General features: G+C 75.4%; 6 protein-coding genes and 1 pseudogene. 3 read left to right on the top strand and 4 right to left on the bottom strand.

Translation table 11 applies throughout. The features are described from left to right. Nucleotides 1-200 (top strand): hypothetical protein (locus tag MCBG_RS04000; protein WP_043323977.1); only part of this gene is annotated, 200 nt, incomplete at its 5' end. Further along, entirely contained in the window at nt 197-670 is a 474-nt protein-coding gene (locus MCBG_RS03995) for a hypothetical protein (protein WP_043323975.1), read from the top strand. The genes MCBG_RS04000 and MCBG_RS03995, both read left to right, overlap by 4 nt. On the opposite strand, the gene MCBG_RS03990 is transcribed toward MCBG_RS03995, so the two are convergent. Continuing rightward, complete coding sequence (locus MCBG_RS03990) at nt 667-867, bottom strand: hypothetical protein (protein ID WP_043323973.1); 201 nt, start codon at nt 865-867, stop codon at nt 667-669. The genes MCBG_RS03995 and MCBG_RS03990 overlap by 4 nt on opposite strands. A 127-nt stretch (nt 868-994) precedes the next feature. Between MCBG_RS03990 and MCBG_RS03985 the strand changes: the two genes are divergently transcribed. Further along, nucleotides 995-1,651 carry a hypothetical protein gene (locus MCBG_RS03985; RefSeq protein WP_043323971.1) on the top strand — a complete coding sequence of 219 codons (657 nt, stop codon included), beginning with the start codon at nt 995-997 and terminating at the stop codon, nt 1,649-1,651. A gap of 5 nt (nt 1,652-1,656) precedes the next feature. On the opposite strand, the gene MCBG_RS03980 is transcribed toward MCBG_RS03985, so the two are convergent. The 3 genes and pseudogenes from MCBG_RS03980 to MCBG_RS03970 form a co-directional block, all read right to left on the bottom strand. Next, the gene (locus MCBG_RS03980) at nt 1,657-1,839 is read right to left on the bottom strand and encodes a hypothetical protein (RefSeq protein ID WP_043323969.1); all 183 of its coding nucleotides are present in this window, start codon (nt 1,837-1,839) and stop codon (nt 1,657-1,659) included. A 66-nt stretch (nt 1,840-1,905) separates the two neighbouring features. Beyond that, nucleotides 1,906-2,103: a hypothetical protein gene (locus MCBG_RS03975; RefSeq protein ID WP_030503909.1), complete on the bottom strand. Its 198-nt coding sequence runs from the start codon at nt 2,101-2,103 to the stop codon at nt 1,906-1,908. A gap of 45 nt (nt 2,104-2,148) precedes the next feature. Further along, nucleotides 2,149-2,655, bottom strand: a pseudogene (locus tag MCBG_RS03970) (SelB C-terminal domain-containing protein); the annotation flags it as partial.

The raw sequence follows: 2,655 nt of genomic DNA, 5'->3' as shown, positions 1-2,655 counted from the left end.
GTCCGGGCAGCAACGCGTACGACAAGCAACGGGCACGGCTGCGCGACCTCGTCGAGCAGTCCGGGCGCGCCACCGACAAGGAGGCCAACCAGGTCGCCAACCGGATCCTGCAGGACGACCGTGGGCAACGCACGACAAAAATCCGGGGCGAACGGACCAAAAAACCCAAGGACAACCGGGAACCGGGTGACCCGAAGTGAGAGCGGCATCCGCCGTCGACGGCGCCATCGCGGGCGCCGTCGGCAGCGCCGTGCTCAACGCGGTCTCCTACCTCGACATGGCGCTGCGGGCGCGGCCGGCGAGCAGCACCCCGGAGTCGGTGGCCGGACGGCTGGCCGACGTCACGCACGTCGACCTGGGCCCCGGCGACGAGGCGGCGAACCGCCGTTCCGGTCTGGGGCCACTGCTCGGGTACGCCACAGGCATCGCCGCGGGGGCCGCGTTCGGTCTGCTCGCCGGACAACGGCGGATCCCGTTGCCGCTGGCCACGGTGCTGCTCGGCGGTGGGGTGATGGCCACCTCGGACGGCTCGATGACGGTGCTGGGCGTGACCGACCCGCGTACCTGGCGGCGCGCCGACTGGGTCTCCGACCTGATCCCGCACCTGGCGTACGGGCTGTCGGCCGCAGCCACCTGGCGGCGGCTGCGGCCGGCGTCGGCTCGCGGTTAGCTCTCGTCGTCGGCAACCGGCTCACCGGCCGGACCGTACGGCGACACCTGACCCTTCGGAACGGGCCGTCCCGCGTCGGCGTTCGACGTGCCCCGGCTCCGCGAACGGCCGCCCGCCTGGGTGGCCGTCTTGCGGCTGTCCTGGCTGGTGGCGCCGAGATCGTTCCGGCGCAGTTCCTCCTGCTGCGGCTTGACCACGGCTCTCTCCTTCCCGGTGGGGCGCACGGCCGTCGGCCGCGCACCAGACAGGCGTACCCGTCGCCGCCCGGCGCATTCCGGATCGGCGCGGGGGTCTGGCCGGGGCCGGGACGGGTAAGCCGGATGGATGCCAGACGATCGCAACGTCGCGCGCGCTCTGCTGGACCGGCAGTCCCGCACGTACGCGGAGGAGGCGGGGATCACCCTCGCCGACCGGCCCGGCCCGCTCTACCAGCTGCTGGTGCTCACCACGCTGCTGAGCACCCGGATCCGGGCGTCGGTGGCGGTGGCCGCCGCCCGGGAGCTGTTCGCCGCCGGTTACCGCACCCCGCAGACGATGGAGGCGGCGAGCTGGCAGGACCGGGTCGACGCGCTGGGCCGGGGCCACTACCGGCGCTACGACGAGCGGACCGCGACCATGCTCGGCACCGGCGCCCGGCTCTGCCTGGACCGCTGGCACGGCGACCTGCGCCGGCTGCACCAGGAAGCCGGCGCCGACCGGGCCGCGCTGCGCCGGTTTCTCACCGAGTTCCCCGGCATCGGCCCCACCGGGGCGGACATCTTCCTGCGCGAGGCGCAGTCGGTGTGGCCGGACGTGCGCCCGTACGCCGACCGGCGCACGCTGGCCGGGGCGAAACGGCTGGGCCTGCCGGCGAGCCCCGGCGACCTGGTCGGGCTGGTCGGCGAGGCCGACTTCGGGCGGCTGGCGTCGGCGCTGGTGCGGGTGGCGCTGGGCGAGGAGTCGGCCGGCGAGGTGAGCCGCAGCGCCGCCACGGCGCGCTGAGAGCGCTACTTGGCCGGCCCGGGCTTGGTCAGGTTCCAGGCCAGCAGCGCGGCGAGCAGCGCGAGCAGCACCACACCGCCGGAGACGCCGCCCTCCCCGCCGCTGTCGCGGCTTCCCGAGAAGCCGAAGTAGATCACGGCCAGTCCGGCCAGCACGGTGATGAACGTACGCAGTCCCCTGTCCTTCACGCCCGCACCGTACGACCGGCGGCGCCGCCCGGGGCGGGGATCGGGCGGCCGTCCCCCGTCCGGGTGTCAGTCCGTCTCCAGGTCGTCCAGGGAGATCGCGTGGGTCATCAGCCAGCGGGCCAGCGCGGCCATCCCGAACAGCCACAGCGGCGCCGACTCGGTGGGGCCGTTCGTGGCGTAGATGGCGAACCTCAGGTCCGGTGCGCGGTACGCCTCGATCCGCCACTTGTGGTTCTTGTCCCGCCAGACCGCGGAAGGGTCCATGGCGTCACGGTAGGTGACCGGAGCGGGCGGGCGACGCCTGTTGCGTCAGCCCGGCGGGCGGAGCACCTCGCGGGCGTCGTCGGGCAGCCGCCGGGTGGCGCCGCGCCGGTCCAGCAGCTCCAGCAGCGGCACCGCCACCCGGCGGGTGGTGCCGAGCGCCTGCCGGGCGGCGCTGAGCGTGAACGGCTGCGGCAGCCCGGCCAGCACGCGTACCGCGTCGTCCGGGGCGCCGGGGAGCAGCACCACGTTCTCGGCGAGCTTCAGCAGCGCGCCGGCCCGGACGGCGGCGCCGATCTCGCGGGGGCCGAGCCCGAGGTCGGCCAGGTGGTGCGCCTCGGGCGCCTGGAACGGTCGGTCGCCGTACTCGGCCCGGACCCGGTCCACCGCCCGCGCCACCGGATCGGGCAGCGTGTGCTGCCCGGCGGCGGTGACCAGGCCGTCGCGCAGCCGCAGCGGCGGGCGCAGCAGCGCCGTGACCAGCGCGCGGTCGGGCAGGTCGAGCCGGTGCCGCGCACGTCGACCGGTACGCCCGCGGCGAGCGGATGCTCGGCG

The organism is Micromonospora sp. M42, from assembly GCF_000568915.1.
GTDB classification, from domain to species: Bacteria; Actinomycetota; Actinomycetes; order Mycobacteriales; family Micromonosporaceae; genus Micromonospora; species Micromonospora chalcea.
Note: the sequence above shows the minus strand (reverse complement) of the source record. Positions and strands in the feature narration are given on the sequence as shown.

What these genes read in the sequence shown, in the direction of transcription:
- MCBG_RS03985 (WP_043323971.1), top strand. Translation starts at nt 995, where the DNA reads ATGCCAGACGATCGCAACGTCGCGCGCGCTCTGCTGGACCGGCAGTCC.
- MCBG_RS03975 (WP_030503909.1), bottom strand. Translation starts at nt 2,103, where the DNA reads ATGGACCCTTCCGCGGTCTGGCGGGACAAGAACCACAAGTGGCGGATC.